This window comes from Rhodopseudomonas sp. G2_2311 (assembly GCF_047501505.1).
In the GTDB taxonomy this organism is placed as follows: Bacteria; Pseudomonadota; Alphaproteobacteria; order Rhizobiales; family Xanthobacteraceae; genus Rhodopseudomonas; species Rhodopseudomonas palustris_H.
The window spans coordinates 145681-164101 of sequence record NZ_JAZDRK010000001.1 but is presented as its reverse complement, the minus strand read 5'-3'; the positions used below and the strand labels follow the sequence as shown (position 1 = coordinate 164101).

Annotated in this window: 19 protein-coding genes; 6 read left to right on the top strand and 13 right to left on the bottom strand. The window is 64.2% G+C overall.

Annotated elements, in window-relative coordinates; genetic code table 11:
* Positions 1 to 39: 39 nt before the first annotated feature.
* The 6 genes from VRZ08_RS00760 to VRZ08_RS00735 form a co-directional block, all read right to left on the bottom strand.
* A complete protein-coding gene (locus tag VRZ08_RS00760) occupies positions 40 to 600 on the bottom strand; it encodes a DUF4142 domain-containing protein (protein WP_408018575.1) in 561 nt (186 codons plus the stop codon).
* Between the two features lie 20 nt (positions 601 to 620).
* The gene (locus VRZ08_RS00755; protein ID WP_107344645.1) at positions 621 to 836 is read right to left on the bottom strand and encodes a hypothetical protein; all 216 of its coding nucleotides are present in this window, start codon (positions 834 to 836) and stop codon (positions 621 to 623) included.
* A 15-nt stretch (positions 837 to 851) separates the two neighbouring features.
* Positions 852 to 1079, bottom strand: coding sequence for a hypothetical protein (locus VRZ08_RS00750; RefSeq protein ID WP_408018574.1), 228 nt, complete (start codon positions 1077 to 1079; stop codon positions 852 to 854).
* Between the two features lie 215 nt (positions 1080 to 1294).
* Positions 1295 to 1813 (bottom strand): transcriptional regulator LdtR, encoded by a 519-nt coding sequence (ldtR, locus tag VRZ08_RS00745; protein ID WP_013502490.1) that lies wholly within the window; start codon positions 1811 to 1813, stop codon positions 1295 to 1297.
* A gap of 353 nt (positions 1814 to 2166) precedes the next feature.
* Positions 2167 to 3732, bottom strand: coding sequence for an AMP-binding protein (locus VRZ08_RS00740; RefSeq protein WP_414531255.1), 1566 nt, complete (start codon positions 3730 to 3732; stop codon positions 2167 to 2169).
* Positions 3733 to 3805: 73 nt separating this feature from the next.
* Positions 3806 to 4270, bottom strand: a complete 465-nt coding sequence (locus tag VRZ08_RS00735; protein WP_107344642.1) for a DUF6163 family protein — start codon at positions 4268 to 4270, stop codon at positions 3806 to 3808.
* 193 nt (positions 4271 to 4463) lie between these two features.
* Here VRZ08_RS00735 and hemB point away from each other — a divergent pair, with 193 nt between their 5' ends.
* From hemB to VRZ08_RS00720, 3 genes are all read left to right on the top strand, one after another.
* Positions 4464 to 5516, top strand: a complete 1053-nt coding sequence (hemB, locus tag VRZ08_RS00730; protein ID WP_346294655.1) for a porphobilinogen synthase — start codon at positions 4464 to 4466, stop codon at positions 5514 to 5516.
* A gap of 160 nt (positions 5517 to 5676) precedes the next feature.
* Positions 5677 to 6204 carry an RDD family protein gene (locus VRZ08_RS00725; protein WP_107344640.1) on the top strand — a complete coding sequence of 176 codons (528 nt, stop codon included), beginning with the start codon at positions 5677 to 5679 and terminating at the stop codon, positions 6202 to 6204.
* 68 nt (positions 6205 to 6272) lie between these two features.
* Entirely contained in the window at positions 6273 to 7049 is a 777-nt protein-coding gene (locus VRZ08_RS00720) for an arginyltransferase (RefSeq protein WP_107355818.1), read from the top strand.
* 92 nt (positions 7050 to 7141) lie between these two features.
* On the opposite strand, the gene VRZ08_RS00715 is transcribed toward VRZ08_RS00720, so the two are convergent.
* The 3 genes from VRZ08_RS00715 to VRZ08_RS00705 are packed head-to-tail and all read right to left on the bottom strand — an operon-like array spanning position 7142 to position 10342.
* Entirely contained in the window at positions 7142 to 8044 is a 903-nt protein-coding gene (locus VRZ08_RS00715) for an efflux RND transporter periplasmic adaptor subunit (RefSeq protein WP_414531254.1), read from the bottom strand.
* Positions 8041 to 8256, bottom strand: a complete 216-nt coding sequence (locus tag VRZ08_RS00710) for a DUF1656 domain-containing protein (protein WP_414531253.1) — start codon at positions 8254 to 8256, stop codon at positions 8041 to 8043. The genes VRZ08_RS00715 and VRZ08_RS00710 overlap by 4 nt, the downstream gene beginning before the upstream one ends.
* Complete coding sequence (locus VRZ08_RS00705; protein WP_414531252.1) at positions 8246 to 10342, bottom strand: FUSC family protein; 2097 nt, start codon at positions 10340 to 10342, stop codon at positions 8246 to 8248. Before VRZ08_RS00705 ends, VRZ08_RS00710 begins: the two co-directional genes overlap by 11 nt.
* Positions 10343 to 10448: 106 nt before the next feature.
* On the opposite strand from VRZ08_RS00705, the gene VRZ08_RS00700 reads away from it, so the two are divergent.
* Entirely contained in the window at positions 10449 to 11270 is an 822-nt protein-coding gene (locus VRZ08_RS00700; RefSeq protein WP_414531251.1) for an AraC family transcriptional regulator, read from the top strand.
* Positions 11271 to 11330: 60 nt separating this feature from the next.
* Here the strand turns inward: VRZ08_RS00700 and VRZ08_RS00695 are convergent, their stop codons facing one another.
* Positions 11331 to 12704, bottom strand: a complete 1374-nt coding sequence (locus VRZ08_RS00695; protein WP_263988515.1) for an Nramp family divalent metal transporter — start codon at positions 12702 to 12704, stop codon at positions 11331 to 11333.
* Positions 12705 to 12981: 277 nt separating this feature from the next.
* Between VRZ08_RS00695 and VRZ08_RS00690 the strand changes: the two genes are divergently transcribed.
* Positions 12982 to 13155 (top strand): hypothetical protein, encoded by a 174-nt coding sequence (locus tag VRZ08_RS00690; RefSeq protein ID WP_414531250.1) that lies wholly within the window; start codon positions 12982 to 12984, stop codon positions 13153 to 13155.
* A gap of 13 nt (positions 13156 to 13168) precedes the next feature.
* Here VRZ08_RS00690 and VRZ08_RS00685 read toward each other — a convergent pair whose 3' ends face one another.
* The 3 genes from VRZ08_RS00685 to VRZ08_RS00675 all read right to left on the bottom strand — a co-directional run bounded on the left by VRZ08_RS00685 (position 13169) and on the right by VRZ08_RS00675 (position 17468).
* On the bottom strand, positions 13169 to 14599 hold the full coding sequence (locus tag VRZ08_RS00685) for a sodium:proton antiporter (protein WP_414531249.1): 1431 nt from the start codon (positions 14597 to 14599) through the stop codon (positions 13169 to 13171).
* A gap of 85 nt (positions 14600 to 14684) precedes the next feature.
* Positions 14685 to 16946 (bottom strand): DNA topoisomerase IV subunit A, encoded by a 2262-nt coding sequence (gene parC, locus VRZ08_RS00680; RefSeq protein WP_264073489.1) that lies wholly within the window; start codon positions 16944 to 16946, stop codon positions 14685 to 14687.
* Positions 16947 to 16955: 9 nt separating this feature from the next.
* A complete protein-coding gene (locus tag VRZ08_RS00675) occupies positions 16956 to 17468 on the bottom strand; it encodes a winged helix-turn-helix transcriptional regulator (protein WP_414531248.1) in 513 nt (170 codons plus the stop codon).
* Between the two features lie 80 nt (positions 17469 to 17548).
* Here VRZ08_RS00675 and VRZ08_RS00670 point away from each other — a divergent pair, with 80 nt between their 5' ends.
* Complete coding sequence (locus VRZ08_RS00670; protein WP_414531247.1) at positions 17549 to 18418, top strand: SDR family oxidoreductase; 870 nt, start codon at positions 17549 to 17551, stop codon at positions 18416 to 18418.
* Positions 18419 to 18421 lie beyond the last annotated feature (3 nt).

Sequence of the window (18421 nt, the reverse complement as noted above, 5' to 3'; positions counted from 1 at the left end):
CGGCGGCGGTGCTCAAGCCGGCCAGCCTTCGAGAAACGATCAACTCGTCGCCTGGCCTTCCAGGATCGCAAGATCGCGTTCCAATAGCGGCAGCTGCTGGATTGCGAAGCGGCGGATCAGGTCGTTGTCTGGATGCAACAGAAACCGCCGCATCAGTGCGATCATGCGGCGGAATTCCTTGACCTGCTTGGCGTGAAAATCGGCCATGAATCGCTGGCCGACGGCGCCGCGCAGGCCCGCCAGTTCGTTGCTGAGGATCACGTTGGAATGGTCGGGAAAATCGATCGACAGCAGCGTGAAGGTGTTGAGCCGGAACACCTGCTGGTCCCGCTCGCGGGCCTGCCGGGCCTGATCGGCCGCGAACTGCCGCAGCGCGTCGTCGCCGCGCGAATCAGCCAGCCCCGCTGCCTGGGTTTGAAACATGTTGAACTGGTGCAAATAGCGCAACACGTCGGCGGCGTTCGGCGGCCAGCCGAACACCTGCTTGATTCCGAGCGCTTCAACCAGGGCATGTTGTCGGGGCGTTTCCGCGCTGGCAATGACGCCGACGAAAATGACGATGGCCGGCAGGATCGCAACCAGTCCCGCGATCAGCCGCATCATCATCCGTGCACCGCCTGCTACAACCCCGTGTAGCCAGCTTTCACCGGATCATTGCTGCCGTCAAGCTCGCGCAGATAGACCAAACCGCACACCGTCAGGCGGTTGTCGTCGGTCTCGCCCGCCTCGACCAGCGTGCGGATATAGCTTTCAACTTTGGCTTTGGCATTCTCGGCCGCTTCCTGGTTGGTCAGCAGCCCATAGGTCTGGATCACGCGGTCAATGGCGCGTTGCATATCGTCCCCTTGTTGTCAGGCCGCGATCTTCGCGGACTCGAAGTTGGAGATCGCCTTGTTGGCGAGACGGATCGGATGGGTCTCGCCGCGCTGGAACATCTGCACGATCAATTCGAGCAGGCGGTCGTGGGTCGCCGTGGTGTCGGGGATCGCGCCGGTGCGGCGCAGATAGTTCGCCGCGATATCGTAGGCCTTTCCGATCGTGTCGACGTTCATCACCCGAAGCCCTCGCTCGATCAGCATCATCCTCTCCAACGGCTGGCGCAGGGATAAGCATCGAGGCAGACTAAGGTTCCAGAAGGTTCCTGCGAAAGTTCGGCAGCGCAAAACAAATCGGCCTCCCTTGTGGGGAGGCCGAGGACGACAGGTCTGGAGACTGACAGCGCGCGGGCCTGCTTCTTGTGAGCAGCGGCTCGGCGGTTGGCCGGCCGACGTTGGCGCGTATCTCTTAGGCGGCCTTACAGCCGATACAGGATCTGGTCGGTCCAGAACCGCTCGAGGCGGTGCAGCGACTTGTTCAGCGTGGCGAACTCCTCGCTAGAGATGCCGCCGACCTGCTCCACCGTCTTGACGTGCTTCTGATACAGCGCTTCGACGATGTGGCGGACTTCCTGGCCCTGCGGGGTCAGACGGATCCGCACCGAGCGGCGATCGACGCGCGACCGCTGATGATCGAGGAAGCCGAGTTCGACCAGCTTCTTCAGATTGTAGGAGACGTTGGAGCCGAGGTAGTAACCGCGGGTGCGCAGTTCGCCGGCGGTCAGCTCCTTGTCGCCGATGTTGTAGAGCAGCAGCGCCTGCACCGAGTTGATATCAGCGCGACCGCGACGATCGAACTCGTCCTTGATGACGTCGAGCAACCGGCGGTGCAGTCGCTCCACCAAGGTGAGCGCCTCGAGATAGAGCGGCTGGACCGGCGTGTTGGCTGCTACTGCGGGTGCGGAGGTTTCCGCCGCCGTGGCGACTGCTTTGATCATGACACTTCCCCTGTCGTCTTTTTTGATCGACTTATTCGACGAAACTTCTGTCTCGTCTGATAGGTCCACCTTAAGGGGCCGCTTTGAACATCAGCTTAAATAAGACGATAAAGAGATCATGAATTTAAGACAGTGAACCGTGCATTAAGCCTGCAAATCAAGGGCTTTTTGCAACGATTGATTCACGGATCGACGGCGATTCAAGGGTTTTCCGGATGCCCGTGTCGCATTTGAAGACAGCTTCGTTCGAATTTGAAAGATCTGCGTAACGGATCCGGCGCCGCGTCCGCGATCCGGTTAAGGTCTTCACAACCCTATCCGGACCGCGTTTCGATAAAATGCCGCGAGCTTGTTTACGCGACGCCGCGGTTGCGGCCTTCCCAATATGGGGCACGCAGCACCTTGCGATCGATTTTGCCGAGACCGGTCACCGGAATCGCTTCGACAAAGTCGATCGACTTCGGCGACCACGGCGCGCCGCGCTTCTCTTTGACGTGCGCCTGCAGCTCGGCGGCGTCGTTGTTGGCGCCTGGCTTCAGCACCACGAACGCTTTGACGGCCTCGCCCCATTTGTCGTCGGGCACGCCGATCACCGCAGCGGACGCCACCGCATGGTGCGCCATCAACGCATCCTCGACTTCGCGCGGATAGATGTTGAAGCCGCCGGAGATGATCATGTCCTTGGTGCGGTCGACAATATAGAGATAGCCGTCCGTGTCTTTCACAGCGACGTCGCCGGTGTGCAGCCAGCCGCCGCGGAACGCTTCCGCCGTCGCTTCAGGCCGCTTCCAATAGCCGTCCATCACCAGCGTGCCGCGCACGCAGATCTCGCCGGGCTCGCCGGTGCCGACTTCGCGCATCTCGGAATCGAACAGCTTGACGTCGAGCAACGGGCTCGGCCGCCCGCATGAGCCGAGGCGTCCGGGCTTGGAGTCGTCGTGGTCGACCTTGCGCATCGTGGTGATGCATTGCGGCGCTTCGGTCTGGCCGTAGAGCTGCACGAACACGTTGCCGAAGATCTTGATGCCCTCGCGCAAGCGATCCGGCGACATCGGTGCGGCGCCATACACGATCATGTCGAGCGACGAGAGGTCGTGACGCGCCCTCACCTGCGGCGCATCGATCAGCGCGTAGATCAACGTCGGCACCAGGAACACCGCGGTGATCTTGTCCTCGGCGATGACGCGGCAATACGACTCGACCTCGAAGCCCTGCACAAGCCGCGTGAAGCCGCCGCGCATCATCACCGGATACACCGTGACGCCGGCGGCGTGGCTGATCGGCGTGGCGGCGAGATAGCGGATGTCGGCGGGCCAGTCCCAATCCGAATACAGGATCACCGCCATCGTGGTCAGCGCGCGATGCGGGATCATCACGCCCTTGGAGCGGCCCGTGGTGCCGCCGGTGTAGGCCAGCCACGCGATGTCGGAGGTCACGCTGTCGTCGACCAGCGGCGCCGGCTGAACCGCTGCGAAGCCGTCCAGCAGATCGCGCGCGCCATGCACCGGTCCGAACGACAAGAGATGCTTCAGCCCAGGCACGCGGACGCGGATCGCCTCGCCGCGCGCGGCGAACTTGCCGCCTTCGACGATCAGCGCATCGATCTCGGCATCCTCGATGATGAAGGCATGGTCGTCTTCTGCCGCCATCGGATGCAGCGGCGTGTAGCGCATGCCCATCACCGTGGCGGCGCAGATCGCGGCCCAGGATTCGGCGCGGTTCGACGACAGGATCGACAGCGCGCTGCCCTTGGCGAGGCCGCAGTCGCGAAACAGCGTGATGAAGCGGCCGACCGCGTCACCCAGTTCGCGATAGCTCCAGCGAATGCTGCCGTCGGCGATTGCCGGACGGTCACCGTAGCGCGCGATCGCATTGATGATCAGGCTGCCGCCGGTGCCGCCGGAATGAAGCTGGTCCATGGTCTCCCCCTTTGTTGTGGTTATTGTCGATCCGGCGCCGCCTTGCGTGATGCGGCAGCGCTCGCCGCACGCGCTATGGCGGCCGTTCGCGCGCCGCCATCCAGGCGAGCGCCAGATAGGCGGCGAGCAGCAGCGCTTCGCCGAGCACCACCAGCAGGCTGCCGCCATAGATGGTCGGGAACATCAGTTCGATCACCGCCATCGACACCACGGTCGTCAGCCACACCACGGCGCCCCACGGCGTCGCGAGCCACAGCCCGACGGCGGCGACCAGCTCGATCACCGCGAAATAGATGGTGGCGGTCTGCCAGGCCATAGTCTGGACCTCGAACGCATCGTCTTCGCCGCCGACGAAGCCGGTGATCTGCGCCCAGTGGTAAAGGCCCTTGGCGACCGACAGCACCGCCATCACCCGCAGGAACAGCACCAGGCGCCGCGTCCAGTCGTTCTCATGATTGTCCGGCCGCTCCGGCGAGATCGCCGCGACCGAAATCGCCTGGTCTCTCGGCGGTTGTTCGCGTGGTGGAAGTTCGGACATGCGGCTCGGCTACCGGATCGGTGGTGGTGCGGTGCGGTCTGACCTGAGTCTTGGCCCGCCGGGCCAGCAAAATCAATCGGCTGTGATCGCCACGGAACATTCTGATTGCGCCAAATCAACAGTGCGGTGACGCGGGGGTGCCAAAATGCTATTTTCCATGAACACAGCAGAGCCTGCAGGGAGAGTTGGCACCATGGCGATCAAGTTCGGCCGTCCCATCGAGATTCGTGACCCCTCGACCCGGCCCGCCGCTCCGCCGCTCGATCTAACCATCCGTCCGCGCCGCAACCGCAAGACCGAGTGGGCTCGTCGTTTGGTGCGTGAGAACGTCCTGACCACTGACGACCTGATCTGGCCGATGTTCGTGATCGACGGCACCAACCAGCGGGTTCAGGTCGCCTCGATGCCGGGCGTCGAGCGACTCAGCGTCGACCAGATCGTCCGCGACGCCGAGCGCGCCGCCAAGCTCGATATCCCGTGCATCGCACTGTTCCCGTTCACCGAGCCGTCGCTGCGTGACGAGCACGGCACCGAAGCCTCCAATCCGGACAACCTGATCTGCAAGACGGTTCGCGCGATCAAGAAGGAATTCCCGCAGATCGGCGTGCTGTGCGACGTGGCGCTCGACCCCTATACCAGCCACGGCCATGACGGCCTGATTGAGGACGGCCGCATCCTCAATGACGAGACCGTCGCGGTGCTGGTGCAGCAGTCGCTGGTGCAGGCCCAGGCCGGCTGCGACGTGATCGCGCCGTCGGACATGATGGACGGCCGGATCGGCGCGATCCGCGAAGCGCTCGATGCCGCCGGCTATCTCGACGTTCAGATCATGGCCTATGCGGCCAAGTATGCGTCCGCCTTCTACGGCCCGTTCCGCGACGCGATCGGTTCGGCCAAGGCGCTGACCGGCGACAAGCGCACCTACCAGATGGACCCGGCCAACACCGACGAGGCGATCCGGGAGGTCGAACTCGATCTCGCCGAAGGCGCCGACATGGTGATGGTCAAGCCGGGCATGCCGTATCTCGACATCGTTCGCCGCGTGAAGGACACCTTCGGGGTGCCGACCTTCGCCTATCAGGTGTCGGGCGAGTACGCGATGATCGCCGCTGCCGCCAACAACGGCTGGCTCGACGGCGACCGGGCGATGATGGAAAGCCTGCTCGCCTTCAAGCGCGCCGGCGCCAATGGCGTGCTGACCTACTTTGCGCCGGCGGCGGCCGAAAAGCTGCGGCAGCAGGGCTAAGTCTCCCTCCTGGCCTCCTTCAACCCTCCATCGATTCGCCGGTCGCCGGTGGATCAATGGAGGGTTTGTAATGTCGCGGCAGCCTTGCAAGGCGTGCCCGCCGTCGCCATGTCGAACCCGACCACCGTTCTGTCGGAGCGGTGCAACGGGGAGCAGACTGATGGCTGACTATGGCGGGAGTGGCTGGCGCGGCGGCGAGGTGCGGCCGGCGGCGTTCGATCCCTGGCTCAATCCGGAACTGTTTCAAGGCGTACTGACCAAGCGCGTCTTCGCGTTCCTGATCGACCTCGTCGTCCTCACCATCCCGGTGCTGGTGGTCACGGTCTTCATCGCAATGTTCGGCCTGGTGACGCTTGGCATCGGCTGGACGCTGTTCTGGCTGGTCTCGCCGTTGTCGGTGATCTGGGCGCTGGTGTACTACGGCGCCTCGCTCGGCGGTCCGCACTCGGCGACGATCGGCATGCGGACCATGGGCCTCGAGCTGACCACTTGGACCGGCGAGCCCGGCTACTTCGTGCTCGGCGCTGCGCACGCCTTCCTGTTCTGGCTGTCGCTGTCGATGCTGACGCCGCTGGTGCTGCTGGTCGGGCTGTTCAATGCCCGCCGCCGCCTGCTGCACGACATCGTACTCGGAACTGTGATTATCAACAGCACCGTGCCCGCCTCCCAGCCGGCGCGCTCCTACTAAGGGCGAAAGCGATTGACCGGAGACGGACGTAAGGCGATGCTGGTCACGTTGGAGGCCGACGACCCGACGTGACCCAGCACTCGCGCGACACACCGCAATTCTATCTGACGGCCCCCTCGCCGTGCCCGTATCTGCCGGGCCGGCACGAACGCAAGGTGTTCACCCACCTCGTCGGCAACAAGGCCGGCGAACTTAACGACCTCCTCACCCATGGCGGCTTCCGCCGCAGCCAGTCGATCGCCTATCGCCCGGCCTGCGATCAGTGCCGGGCCTGCGTCTCGGTGCGGGTGATCGCCAACGAATTCAAACCGTCGCGCAACCAGCGCAAGCTGCTGGCCCGCAATGCCGACCTCGTCGGCGAGCAGCGCAATCCGGTGCCGACTTCCGAGCAGTATTCGGTGTTCCGCGCCTATCTGGACCAGCGCCATCGCCACGGCGGCATGGCCGACATGACGGTGCTCGACTACGCGATGATGGTCGAGGACAGCCACGTCCAGACCCGGATGATCGAGTATCGCAAGCGCACGCCCGACACCGGTGTCACCGGTCGCGGCGGCGAGCTGATCGCCGCGGCGCTGACCGACGTGCTCGGCGACGGGCTGTCAATGGTGTATTCGTTCTACGAGCCGAACGAACAGCACCGATCGCTCGGCACTTTCATGATCCTCGACCACATCGCCCGCGCGCGGCGCCTCGGCCTGCCCTACGTCTACCTAGGCTACTGGATCGAAGGCTCGAAGAAGATGGACTACAAGGGCCGCTACCTGCCGCAGCAGCGGCTGGCGCCGAGCGGCTGGCTGCGGGTCGATGCCTCCGGCGAAATGCAGCCGGAGCCGCAGGACTAGCAGCAGCCTCGCGACCTGGCGGCGCTCGGTCCATCACCTCCCTCTCCGCTCCACCTGGTGAGTCAATGGGACAGCAGAAGCGCGAGCCCGCATCATGACCGCTGCCCCGCATTCGCTTCGACTTCGGCGGGAATGATCTCGACCGTTGCGGTCATGCCCGCGGCCAGCTCGACGCCGGAAGGCACCCGATCGAGATGGATGCGGACCGGGATGCGCTGGGCAAGACGCACCCATGAGAACGTCGCCGCCACATTCGGCAGACCGAAACGACCGGGTGTTTCGTTGCTGTTCTCGATGCCTCTACCGATGCTCTCGACATGTCCGGACGCCGGCTGATCGAAGCCCATCAGCTTGACCCGCGCCGGAGCTCCCACACGGATTTTCTGGAGTTTCGTCTCTTCGAAATAGCCGGTGATCCAGAAACTCGCTCCGTCGAGGATCGCGACATTTGTCACGCCGGCGGTCGCATAGTCGCCGGGCCGAAGCTTCAAATTGGTGACATACCCGTCGACTGGGGAACGAATGACCGAGCGTGCAAGATTGAGTTTGGCCAGCTCCTGTGTTGCCACCGCCGCCTGATAGGCCGCAGTGGCCATCGCCGCCGCGCCGCTCGATTGCTGGAGCGCTTCCTGTGAGACCACGTCATTCAGTTTGAGTTGCTGCTTCCGCTGAGCCGTGGCCTGCCGCACCAGCATATCCTGGTACTTCGCCTCGACGTCAGCGTCCGCCAGCGTCACGGCGAGCCGCAGCCGCTCCGGGTCGATCTCGTAGAGAACGTCGCCATGTTTTACATACTGATTATCCGCGATCAGTACGGTGCGGATCGTTCCCGAGACTTCCGGCGCGATCTGCACCACATCGACGCTTACCCTGCCGTCGCGTGTCCAGGGCGTTCGTTCGTAATGGCTCCAAGCCTGGAGGGCGACGATTCCGGAAACAACGAAGACGCAGAGCGTCAGCGAATAGTGGCCGAGCAGTGATCCAAGCGATTTCACAATGACAGTCCGATCATTGGCAGGGACTGCATCAGCAGACCGCAGACGATGACAAAGATGGCGATTTCGGCGAGCGGCCGATAGGCGAACAGGCGCGAGACGCCGATCTCGGTGCAAATGCGCATCGTCGCGATCGTGATGATCAACCCGATGAACGCAACGACGACGAGGCCGGGGATCAAGACGCCTCCGATATTCAGATCAGCGATCATCAGCCAGGGCTCCTTTCTTGGCTGCTCCACTCGCGCCGAGCGCGAAACGCAGGTCGATCAGCAGATCGAATATCCGCGACCGGCTTTTCTGTGAGCTGTGCTCCATCATCGCCGTCAGCCGCTCAATGTGCTGATCGAAATCGATCAGGACGGCTGGCGTCGTCGGTCTCCTGCCACCAAAGTGCGCGGCAATATCGTTAAGAAGACCTTCTATTGCAGCGCGGGCCTCGCCCTTGACCTGCGGGATCATCTTGCGAAGCTGACCGGCGACGTGACCGATACGAAGAAGCCGGAGCGTACCGTCAAGCACGTCTGCATAGGCAGTCCTTGCCGCTCGCAGCCTCGGCAGCAGCAGCGCCGTTCGGTCAATCATCAGACTTGTCCAACGCGCCTCGTTCGGCGCGCCGCCCAAAGCGCGGCGGCCGACGTCCCGTCGACTGAGGTGCAGCAGCCGATTGATCGCGACGTCGACCGGTACGGTCTGGAAGATCGACATGCTGACCGCTCCAAATCCAACCGCCACGAAAAGCGCGATCGTCATATTGAGGGAGGCGGCGAAATCACCGGTGTAGCTGGTGCCCAACCCGGACAGGATCGGAATGGTGAGCGTGATGCCCATCGCCATGAAGGCCGTCGGCATGCGCGCTTGGAGAGAGCCGGCGAACAGGAACGCCGGAGCGAGGACCGCGACAAGCACTGCAAAGCTGGTCACATGGGGAAGGATGACGAAGCTGTAGAACAGGCTGAGCAGCACGCCGAAAATCGAGCCGACGATATACTTCACGACAAATGGTACAGGTGTGTCGACGTTTCCGAACAAGGTGCAGCAGACGCCGAGAATCGAGACTGCCGTTCCGCCGTCGGGCCACGCCGACCAAATCCAGAAAGCGCAGCCGCCGAGGATGCCGACCATCGCCCCGAACGCTGCGCGGGCTGCCATCCATGGATCGCGGTGATAGACGTACCCCTTTGCAAGCTCGGGGCCGTGCAGCGCCGCTGCTTTTCGGACGCGCCGGCTGGCGGTCATGCTCTGACTGAGCTTGTCGCAGTCGTTCAGCAGGCCGATCATCTCCGCCAGATGGCCGGCAAGGTTGGCACCTACCCGGTCGACAGGCATTGTCGCGTCCGTGCCCAAACATTTCTGAATTGATCTCGCACGCCCGATCAGACGAGCAGCTTCCGCCTGCTGATCATCATCCGGCTGATTGGCTGCGATCCAGCCTCCCACATCAGCGACCAACGCGGCCGGTTCATCGATCGTAGCTGCGCGCTCGATGTCGAGAGAACGTACGCGCTCCTCGATTTCGGCCGTGAGTGGCAGAAGCCGAGCAAGCCGGTCATGGATGAGCTGCACCGTCTGCCGGCGGGGCCTTGCAGATGCGGAATCGTATGGAAGATGTGTCGCCAGCCCCTGAATCATCAGAAGGTCGACAGCGAGCTGTTCGCGTCGTTGCCGGTTCTCTTCCGACAATCCCGTCAGCGCGACGCTCGCGAGCCGGCGAGCGTCCTGCAGCATCGCCGATAGCTTGCCGGTGAACTGGCCCGTGATCGGCTTCGGCCAAACATATCGATGAATCAGAACTGCGCAGAGAATGCCGATGCAGATCTCCTGGACCCGCAAGGAAGCCGTGTCGAAGACTGCGCCAGGGTCAAGTACGCTTGGGAAGCCGATCAGGCTGGTCGTGTAGCCTGCAAGGACGAAAGCATACGCTCGTGGTGTGCGATCAAGCAGCGAGAGAAACAGGCAACGGCCGATCCAGCCGGCGAGGATCAGGCAGCACACGATCGGATCGTTGACGAAGTTCGGAACGATCGCGACGGTCGCTATTGCGCCCACGAACGTCCCGGCGAACCGATACACGCCACGACTGACCGAGGCTCCCGCAGATGTCTGGGAGACGATGTAGACCGTGACGATGGCCCAAAACGGCTTCGGCAACCCGATCCGCAGTGAAACATAATACGCGAGCATCGCCGCGGCGAAACTCTTCGCCGAAAACAGGATCGCATCGGCATCTTCCTTCCTGGCGGGCTGGCGGAGGAAGTTCGCCAGCGCCTGGCGCGCTGCTGGGTAGGTCTGAGTCAAAGGGGACGTCCCGACGGCATGGTGTTCATGACGCCAGTTGTGACCAATTTGCAGAAGCGAATAAATTCGGTATTACGACATAAAATCCCTGAAAACGGCCATTCGTATGCCCGCGCAATCTGTCGTTTCCGTCTTCGACCCCGACCTGACGCGTCTGCCGGCGGTCGCCCATCGGCTGCATTTCTCGGACCATGAGTCGGAGGTGCCGTTGCATGTGCATCGGAAGGGGCAGCTGATCCTCGCCCTGCACGGCGCCGTCACCTGCACGGCCGCCGATGAAATCTGGATCGTGCCGCCCAACTGCGGGGTATGGATTCCTGGCGGCGTGCCTCACAGCGCGCGCGCAACTGCCAATGCCCAGCTCAACTACCTGTTCGTCGAGCCGGAAGCCGCGAACCTGCCCCGTTCCAGTTGCACGCTGGCGATTTCTCCGCTGATCCGAGAACTAGTCGAGCGTCTGGCCGATGAGCGCGCGGACTATCCCGCAGACAGCCATGCAGCGCGAATGGCGCGCGTGCTGCTGGATGAACTTGCTGACATGCCGCGAGAGCGGTTCAACCTGCCAATTTCGAGCCATCCCAAAATCCGGGCCATCGCCGATGCTCTGACAGCCGAGCCGTCCGACCGCAGGACGTTGAACGATTGGGCAAAGCAGGTCGCGATGAGTGAAAGATCGTTGGCGCGGCTGCTGATCCGCGAGACGGGTCTGACATTCGGACGCTGGCGGCAGCAACTTCACCTCGTCGTCGCCCTTCGGGAACTCGCGAGCGGCGAAGCGGTGCAGAACGTTGCGGCCGAACTCGGCTACGAGTCCGTCAACGCCTTCATCACCATGTTCAAGAAGGCGCTTGGAAGCACGCCCGCTCAGTACTTCGCGCAGCGTCATGCCCCTACGAAAGCGGGATCGGATGAGCAGAAGCGTGGTTGATCAGGCATCAGTTCTGTTCAACGGGCAGATCCGAACGCTCGAATGCTGCGCGTCGGTGCACTATCCGCCGGTCGCGTAGTCGAACACCAGCTTGATATTCAGCACGACGATGATCGCGGCGATCAGCGATGCGATGGCGGTGAGCCAGCGCGGCGCAACGAACTCGCCCATCTTCGCCCGGCTCGCGGTGAACACCACCAGCGGAACCACGGCAAATGGCAGTTGCAGGCTGAGCACCACCTGACTGAGGATCAGGAGCTGTCCAGTGCCCTTCTCGCCGGCGATGATCGTCACCGCAACCGCCGGGACGATTGCGATCAGCCGCGTCACCATCCGTCGCAGCCATGGCTTGATCCGGATCTGGATGAAGCCTTCCATCACGATCTGGCCGGCCAGCGTGGCGGTAATGGTCGAGTTCAGGCCGCAGGCGAGCAGAGCGATGCCGAACAGCGTCGGCGCCAGCGTCGAGCCGAGCAGCGGCGCCAGGAAGGCGTGGGCCTGGTCGAGTTCGGCAATATCGGTCTTGCCGGCATGGTGGAAGGTTGCGGCCGCCAGGATCAGGATCGACGCATTGATGCTCAGCGCGAAGGTCAGCGCGATCGTGGAGTCGAAGGTCGCGAGTTTGATCGCTTCGTGCTTCTCGGCGGGGCTCGTCCCGAAACCGCGCGTCTGCACCAGGCCGGAGTGCAGGTAGAGATTATGCGGCATCACCGTGGCGCCGAGGATGCCGAGCGCCAGATACAACATGCCGGGTTCGGTCAGCACCCGCGTGGTCGGGGCAAAGCCGCGGATCACCGCGCCCCAATCCGGATCGGCCATTGCGATCTGGACCGCAAAGCACGCCGCGATCACGCCGAGCAGCGCCACCACGAAGGCCTCGATCCAGCGGAAGCCGAACGCCTGCAGCGCCAGCACCAGGAACACGTCGGCCGCGGTGATCAGCACGCCGATCTCGAGCGGAATGCCGAACAACAGATTGAGCCCGATCGCAGTGCCGATCACTTCGGCAAGATCGGTGGCAGTGATGGCGATCTCAGCCGACAGCCACAGCGGCCATGAGACCCAACGCGGATAGGCGTCGCGGCAGGCCTGGGCGAGGTCCCTGCCCGCGCCGACGCCGAGCCGCGTGCACAGCGACTGCAGCACCACGGCCATGATGTTGGAGACCAGCGCGACGGTGAGAAGTGCGTAGCCGTATTTGGAGCCGCCCGCGAGCGAGGTCGCCCAATTGCCGGGGTCCATGTAACCGACAGCGACCAGATAGCCAGGCCCGAGGAAGGCGATCAGCTTGCGCCAGAACGGACCCTTGGCCCGGGTCGGCACAGTCCCGAACATCCCGGCGAGCGACGGCTCGCCGCGCGCCAACCGCCACCCCGTGGTCTGCTCCGGTGCCGGCGAGGGTTCGGCTGTCATCTGCGGCGATCTTGCATCCATCGCATCACAATGCAGGCTCGCACAGCTTCTTGCAAGTCATTTGCAATAGCAAGAAGGTAGCCAAGCACTGGTCGATGACGATATTTGCGGTCAAGGAGCCTCCAGCGGCCGAGTCGCGGGCCACTTCAAACATTGCCACAAAAGACGTCAGTGGTCATTGATCAGGCTTCGACCGTACCGTTTCGGGGACAGGACGAGATATCGCCGCGATTTTCCAGCTTGCGTTCGCTCTCAAATCGCGCACAACGCCGCCATGACAAATCAAGCGCCAGAGCGGATGTCTTTTCGCGGCTTGCTGGGTTGGGCCACGAAGCCTCCGCAAGCCTATCTCGTGTACGCGATCTGCGTCGTGCTGGTCGGCGGCGTATCGTTCTACGTCGGTACGCTGAAGCCGAAGCACACGCCGGGCCTGCCCCCTGCCCCCGCCGCTACAGCGCCGCAGAGCAAGTGACGCCCCTTGCGGCTCAGTGCAGCCGCAGGTTCGGGACGATCGGCAGGAACGTCAGCAGCAGGAACAGCGGGATCAGCACCAGGCCAGCCCGTAGCGCGTAGCCGAAGAAGCCCGGCATCTTGATGCCGCGCTCGGTGGCGATCGCATAGACCATGAAGTTCGGCGCGTTACCGACATAGGTCAGCGCGCCCATATAGACCGAGCCCATCGAGATCGCCGCGAGCGTGCCGGCGAGCGGCCCCATCAGCTCGGCGGGGCGGCCGCCTGCCAGCTCGAAGAACACCAGATAGGTCGGCGCGTTATCGAGCACCGCCGACAATAGACCCGTGAACCAGAAATACGGCACCTCGCGCGGCGTGCCGTCGCTCGCCGTCACCGCCTCCAACAGCGGCGCAAACAGCCCGCTCTTGCCGGCGTGCAGCATCGCCAGCACCGGGATGATCGCGACGAAGATCCCGGCGAACAGCTTGGCGACCTCGCGGATCGGCTCCCAGGTGAAGCCGTTGGCCGCGCGATGCTCGTCCGCGGTCCACCACAGCGACAGCAGTGCCAGCACCACCAGCATCGCATCGCGCACCAGATTCTGCAGCCCGACCTTGGTGCCGTAAACGTCGAACTCGATGCCGGGATGCCACTGCGCGCAGACCAGAATGGTGGCGATGATGCCGGCGATCAGCAGGAAATTGATGCCGCCGCGAAATCCGATCGGTGCCTCGGCGGTTTTGGCCGGCGCATCGTGCCGCGCATACCAGCGGTCGAGCAGATAGAACACCACCAGCAGGACGCCGGCGACGATCAGGGTCTGCTGCCACAGGTGTTGCAACGGCCAGAAGAAATCGACGCCGCGCAGGAAGCCGACGAACAGCGGCGGGTCGCCGAGCGGCGACAGCGCGCCGCCGATATTGGCGACCAGGATGATGAAGAACACCACGACATGGACGTTGTGCTGCCGTCCCGCATTGGCGCGGATCAGCGGCCGGATCAGCACCATTGCGGCGCCGGTTGTGCCGATCAGGCTGGCGCAGGCCGTGCCCACGGCAAGCAGTCCGGTGTTGAGCAGCGGCGTTGCCCGGATGGTGCCGGTAACCAGGATGCCGCCCGACACCGTGAACAGCGCGAACAGCAGCACGATGAAGCTGAGATACTCGGCGAGCAACGCATGGATCAGCGATGCCAGCGCGATGTCCCAGCCGTAGACGATCGCAATCGGCGCCAGTGCCAGCGCGGCCCAGCCAGCGGCGATCTTGCCGTAATGCGCGTGCCAGATCTTCGGCGCCAGCAGCGGTCCGAGCGCGATCGACAACAGGATGCCGGCAAACGGCACGCCCCACGCCCAGCCGAGCGCCGCGCCGTCTAGCTCGGCGGCCTGTGCGGGGCCCGGAAGCGCAGCAAAGACCAGCAGCGGAAGTAACAGGCGAAATCGGCGGGAGCAGCGTTCGATCATCGCATCCACTTCAAAGCAATTCGGGAGCGAGACGCAAAGCCAAACGAACGGCCCGCCTGCGGCATAGCGCGCAGGCGGGCCAGCATCACGCGATGTTGCGTCCGAACTTGTTCGACTTCGGGAAGCCCTTCGGCGGCAGCCGGCCGGCGTCAGCGCGGTTGCCGCGCCATTCGGCGAGTTCCTTCATGGTCGCGCTGAACTCGCGGCCGGCGGAGTCGCGCCAGCTGAGGCCCTGCTTCGACGAGAAGGTGGCGATATCGGACAGGCCGCCGTCCTTGTACTTCTGCAGCCGCACGCCGCGGCCGCGGGTCATCTCCGGCACCTGATCGAGCGGGAAGATCACCATCTTGCGGTTATCGCCGATCACCGCGACGCTATCGTCGCCCTCGCTGACAACCGTGAGCGCGCGCGCTTCGTTGGGGATGTCGACGTTGAGGATCTGCTTGCCCTTGCGGGTCGAGCCGACACACTCGTCCTCGTTGACCATGAAGCCCTGCCCGTCATGGCTGGCGATCAGGAATTTGCGGCCGCCGGTGTGCACGAACACCGTGACGATCGCGGCGTCCTGCTCCATATCGATGAACATGCGGATCGGCTCGCCATGGCCGCGGCCGCCGGGCAGCTTGGCGACATCGAGCGCATAGAACCGGCCGTTGGTCGCAAGTAGCAACAGCTTCGACGTCGTCTCGGCGAAGAACGACTGGCCGAGCTTGTCGTCCTGCTTGAAGTTCAGCCCGGACAGATCCTCGACATGGCCCTTCAGGGTGCGAACCCAGCCCTTGTCGGAGATCACCACCGTCACCGGCTCGCGCTCGACGAAGGCTTCTTCGATCGCGGCGAGATCGTGCTCCGGCGCGTCGGCGAACTGGGTGCGGCGCTTGCCGAGCGGGGTCTTCGGCCCGAACATCTCGCGCACCTTGCGGACCTGTTCGCCGACCTTGGCCCACTGCTCGGTCTCGGATTTCAGGATCGCGTTGATGCCCTTCAGCTCCGCGCGGAGGTTCTTATCCTCGGTGCGGATCTCGAATTCCTCGAGCTTGCGCAGCGAGCGCAGCCGCATGTTGAGGATCGCTTCGGCCTGGATCTCGGTGAGATTGAAGGCCTTCATCAGCACCGGCTTGGGCTCGTCCTCGGTGCGGATGATCTTGATCACCTTGTCGATGTTCAAGTACGCGATCAGATAGCCGCCGAGCACTTCGAGCCGATGCTCGATCTGGCCCTTGCGATACTCCGAGCGGCGCAGCAGCACGTCGCGCAGGTGATCAAGCCATTCGCGCAGGCACTCGGCGAGGCCGAGCACCTTCGGAATCCGGCCCTTCACCAGCACGTTGAGATTGAGCGGGATCCGGCTCTCCAGCTCGGTCAGCCGGAACAGCGACTCCATCATCAACGTCGGATCGACGCTGCGCGACTTCGGCTCGATGACGATGCGGACATCCTCGGCGGATTCGTCGCGGATGTCGCCGACCAGCGGCAGCTTCTTCTCGTTCAGCAGCTCGGCGATCTTCTCGATCAGCCGCGACTTCTGCACCAGCCAGGGGATCTGCGTCACCACCACGGTCCAGGTGCCGCGCGCGCCCTCTTCCTGCTCCCACTTGGCGCGGGTGCGGAACGCGCCGCGGCCGGTGGTGTAGGCCTCGGCGATGCTCTCCTTGGAGTCGATAATGATGCCGCCGGTCGGGAAGTCCGGGCCCTTGACGAAGCGCAGCAGCGCTTTCGACTTGGCGTCGGGTTTCTCGATCAGATGCAGCGCGGCGTCGCACAGCTCGGCGGCGTTGTGCGGCGGGATCGCGGTCGCCATGCCGACGGCGATGCCTTGCGCACCGTTGGCGAGCAGGTTCGGGAAGCCGCCGGGCAGCACGACCGGCTCTTTCGACTGGCCGTCGTAGTTGGCGCGGAACGCGACGCCGTCTTCGTCGATGCCTTCCAGCAGCAGCCGCGCGACGTCGGTCATGCGCGCTTCGGTGTAGCGGTAGGCCGCCGGGTTATCGCCGTCGATGTTGCCGAAATTCCCCTGGCCGTCGACCAGCGGGTAGCGCGACGAGAAGTCTTGCGCGAGCCGCACCAGCGCGTCGTAGATCGACTGGTCGCCGTGCGGATGGAACGAACCCATCACGTCGCCGACGATCTTGGCGGACTTCTTGAACGGCGTGCCGGGGTCGAGCCGCAGCAGCCGCATGCCGTACAGGATGCGGCGATGCACGGGTTTGAGGCCGTCGCGCGCGTCCGGCAGCGCCCGGTGCATGATGGTCGACAGCGCGTAGGCGAGATAGCGCTCTTCCAGCGCCTCGCGAAGCTGGACCTCGTGGATCTCGGCCGGCTCCGGCGGAATCAATCTTTTTCCCATGGCGTGGGGTTATCCCCTGACCGGAAGCGGAGCAAGCGCCAGCGGGCTGTCCGGCCTTGCGGATTCGCCTGGAACCTGGGTGCGACCCTCCTGGACCGCCGAGTCGAACCGAGCGCGGGCGCGCTCGATCTCGGGGAAGTTCTGCTCCGCCCAGCCGACCAAGGCCGTCAACGGTCCAAGCACCGACTCGCCGGACGCCGACAGACGGTACTCCACGCTGGGCGGCTTGGTCGGAAACACCTGCCGGGCGACGAGCCCGTCGCGCTCCAGATCGCGCAGCGTCTGGGTCAGCATCCGCTTCGAAATATCTGGAACATCCCGCAGCAGCGCATTGAACCGCATCGGCTTTTCGGCCAGCGCGATCAACAGCAACGTGCTCCATTTGCTGCCCAGATGGTCGAGCACATTGCGCACCGGACAGCGCGACGCGTCGAAGCCGAGCTCGCGCCAGGCGGCGTAGCGGTCGGTCAGCGTGGCGCGGTGCGCGGCGACCGTCAGGTTATCTGCAGGTGACCTTGTCACGAAATACTGCCTCCTTACGCGGCCGGATGAAGGTCTCCAATATAGACCTACCCTCAATTGAAAACCACCAGGAGATCCTGATGTCCGCCTCCCGTTTCCTCGTCACCGGTGCCAGCGGTCAGCTCGGCCGCCTCGTCATCGACGGCCTGCTGGAGTCGGTGCCACCCGCCCAGATCGGCGTGCTGGTCCGCAGCGAAAAGGCCGCCGCCGAATTCGCTGCCAGAGGCCTGCACGTCCACACCGGCGATTACGGCCGTCCTGACAGCCTCAAGGCTGCCTTCACCGGCGTCGACCGTGCTCTTCTGATCTCCTCCAGCGAGATCGGCCAGCGCACCGCGCAGCACCGCAATGCGATCGAGGCGGCGCGCCAGGCCGGCGTCAAACTGCTCGCCTATACCAGCCTGCTGCACGCCGACACCTCGCCGCTGGGGCTCGCCGAGGAGCATCGGCAGACCGAGGCGGCCTTGAAGGCGTCCGGCGTGCCGCACGCCCTGCTCCGCAATGGCTGGTACAGCGAGAACTACGCGGCTTCGATTCCAGCCGCGCTGGCGCACGGCGCCCTGCTCGGCAGCGCCGATGGCGGCCGGATCGCTTCTGCGGCGCGCGCCGATTACGCCGAGGCCGCGGTTCGTGTGCTCACCGCCGCGGAGCCGCAGGCCGGCCGCATCTACGAACTCGCCGGCGATCCGGCCTATACGCTGGCTGAGTTCGCGGCCGAGCTGTCGAAGCAATCCGGCAAACCAGTCGCGTATCGCGATCTGCCGCAGGCCGACTACGAGGCTGCCCTGGTCGGGGCCGGCCTGCCCGGACCGTTCGCCGCGCTGCTGGCGGACTCCGACGCCGGTGCCGCCAAGGGTGCGCTGTTCGACGATAGCCACACCTTGAGCCAGCTGATCGGTCGCCCGACCACGCCGATCGCGGCAACGATCTCCGCAGCTCTGACAGCCTGATGC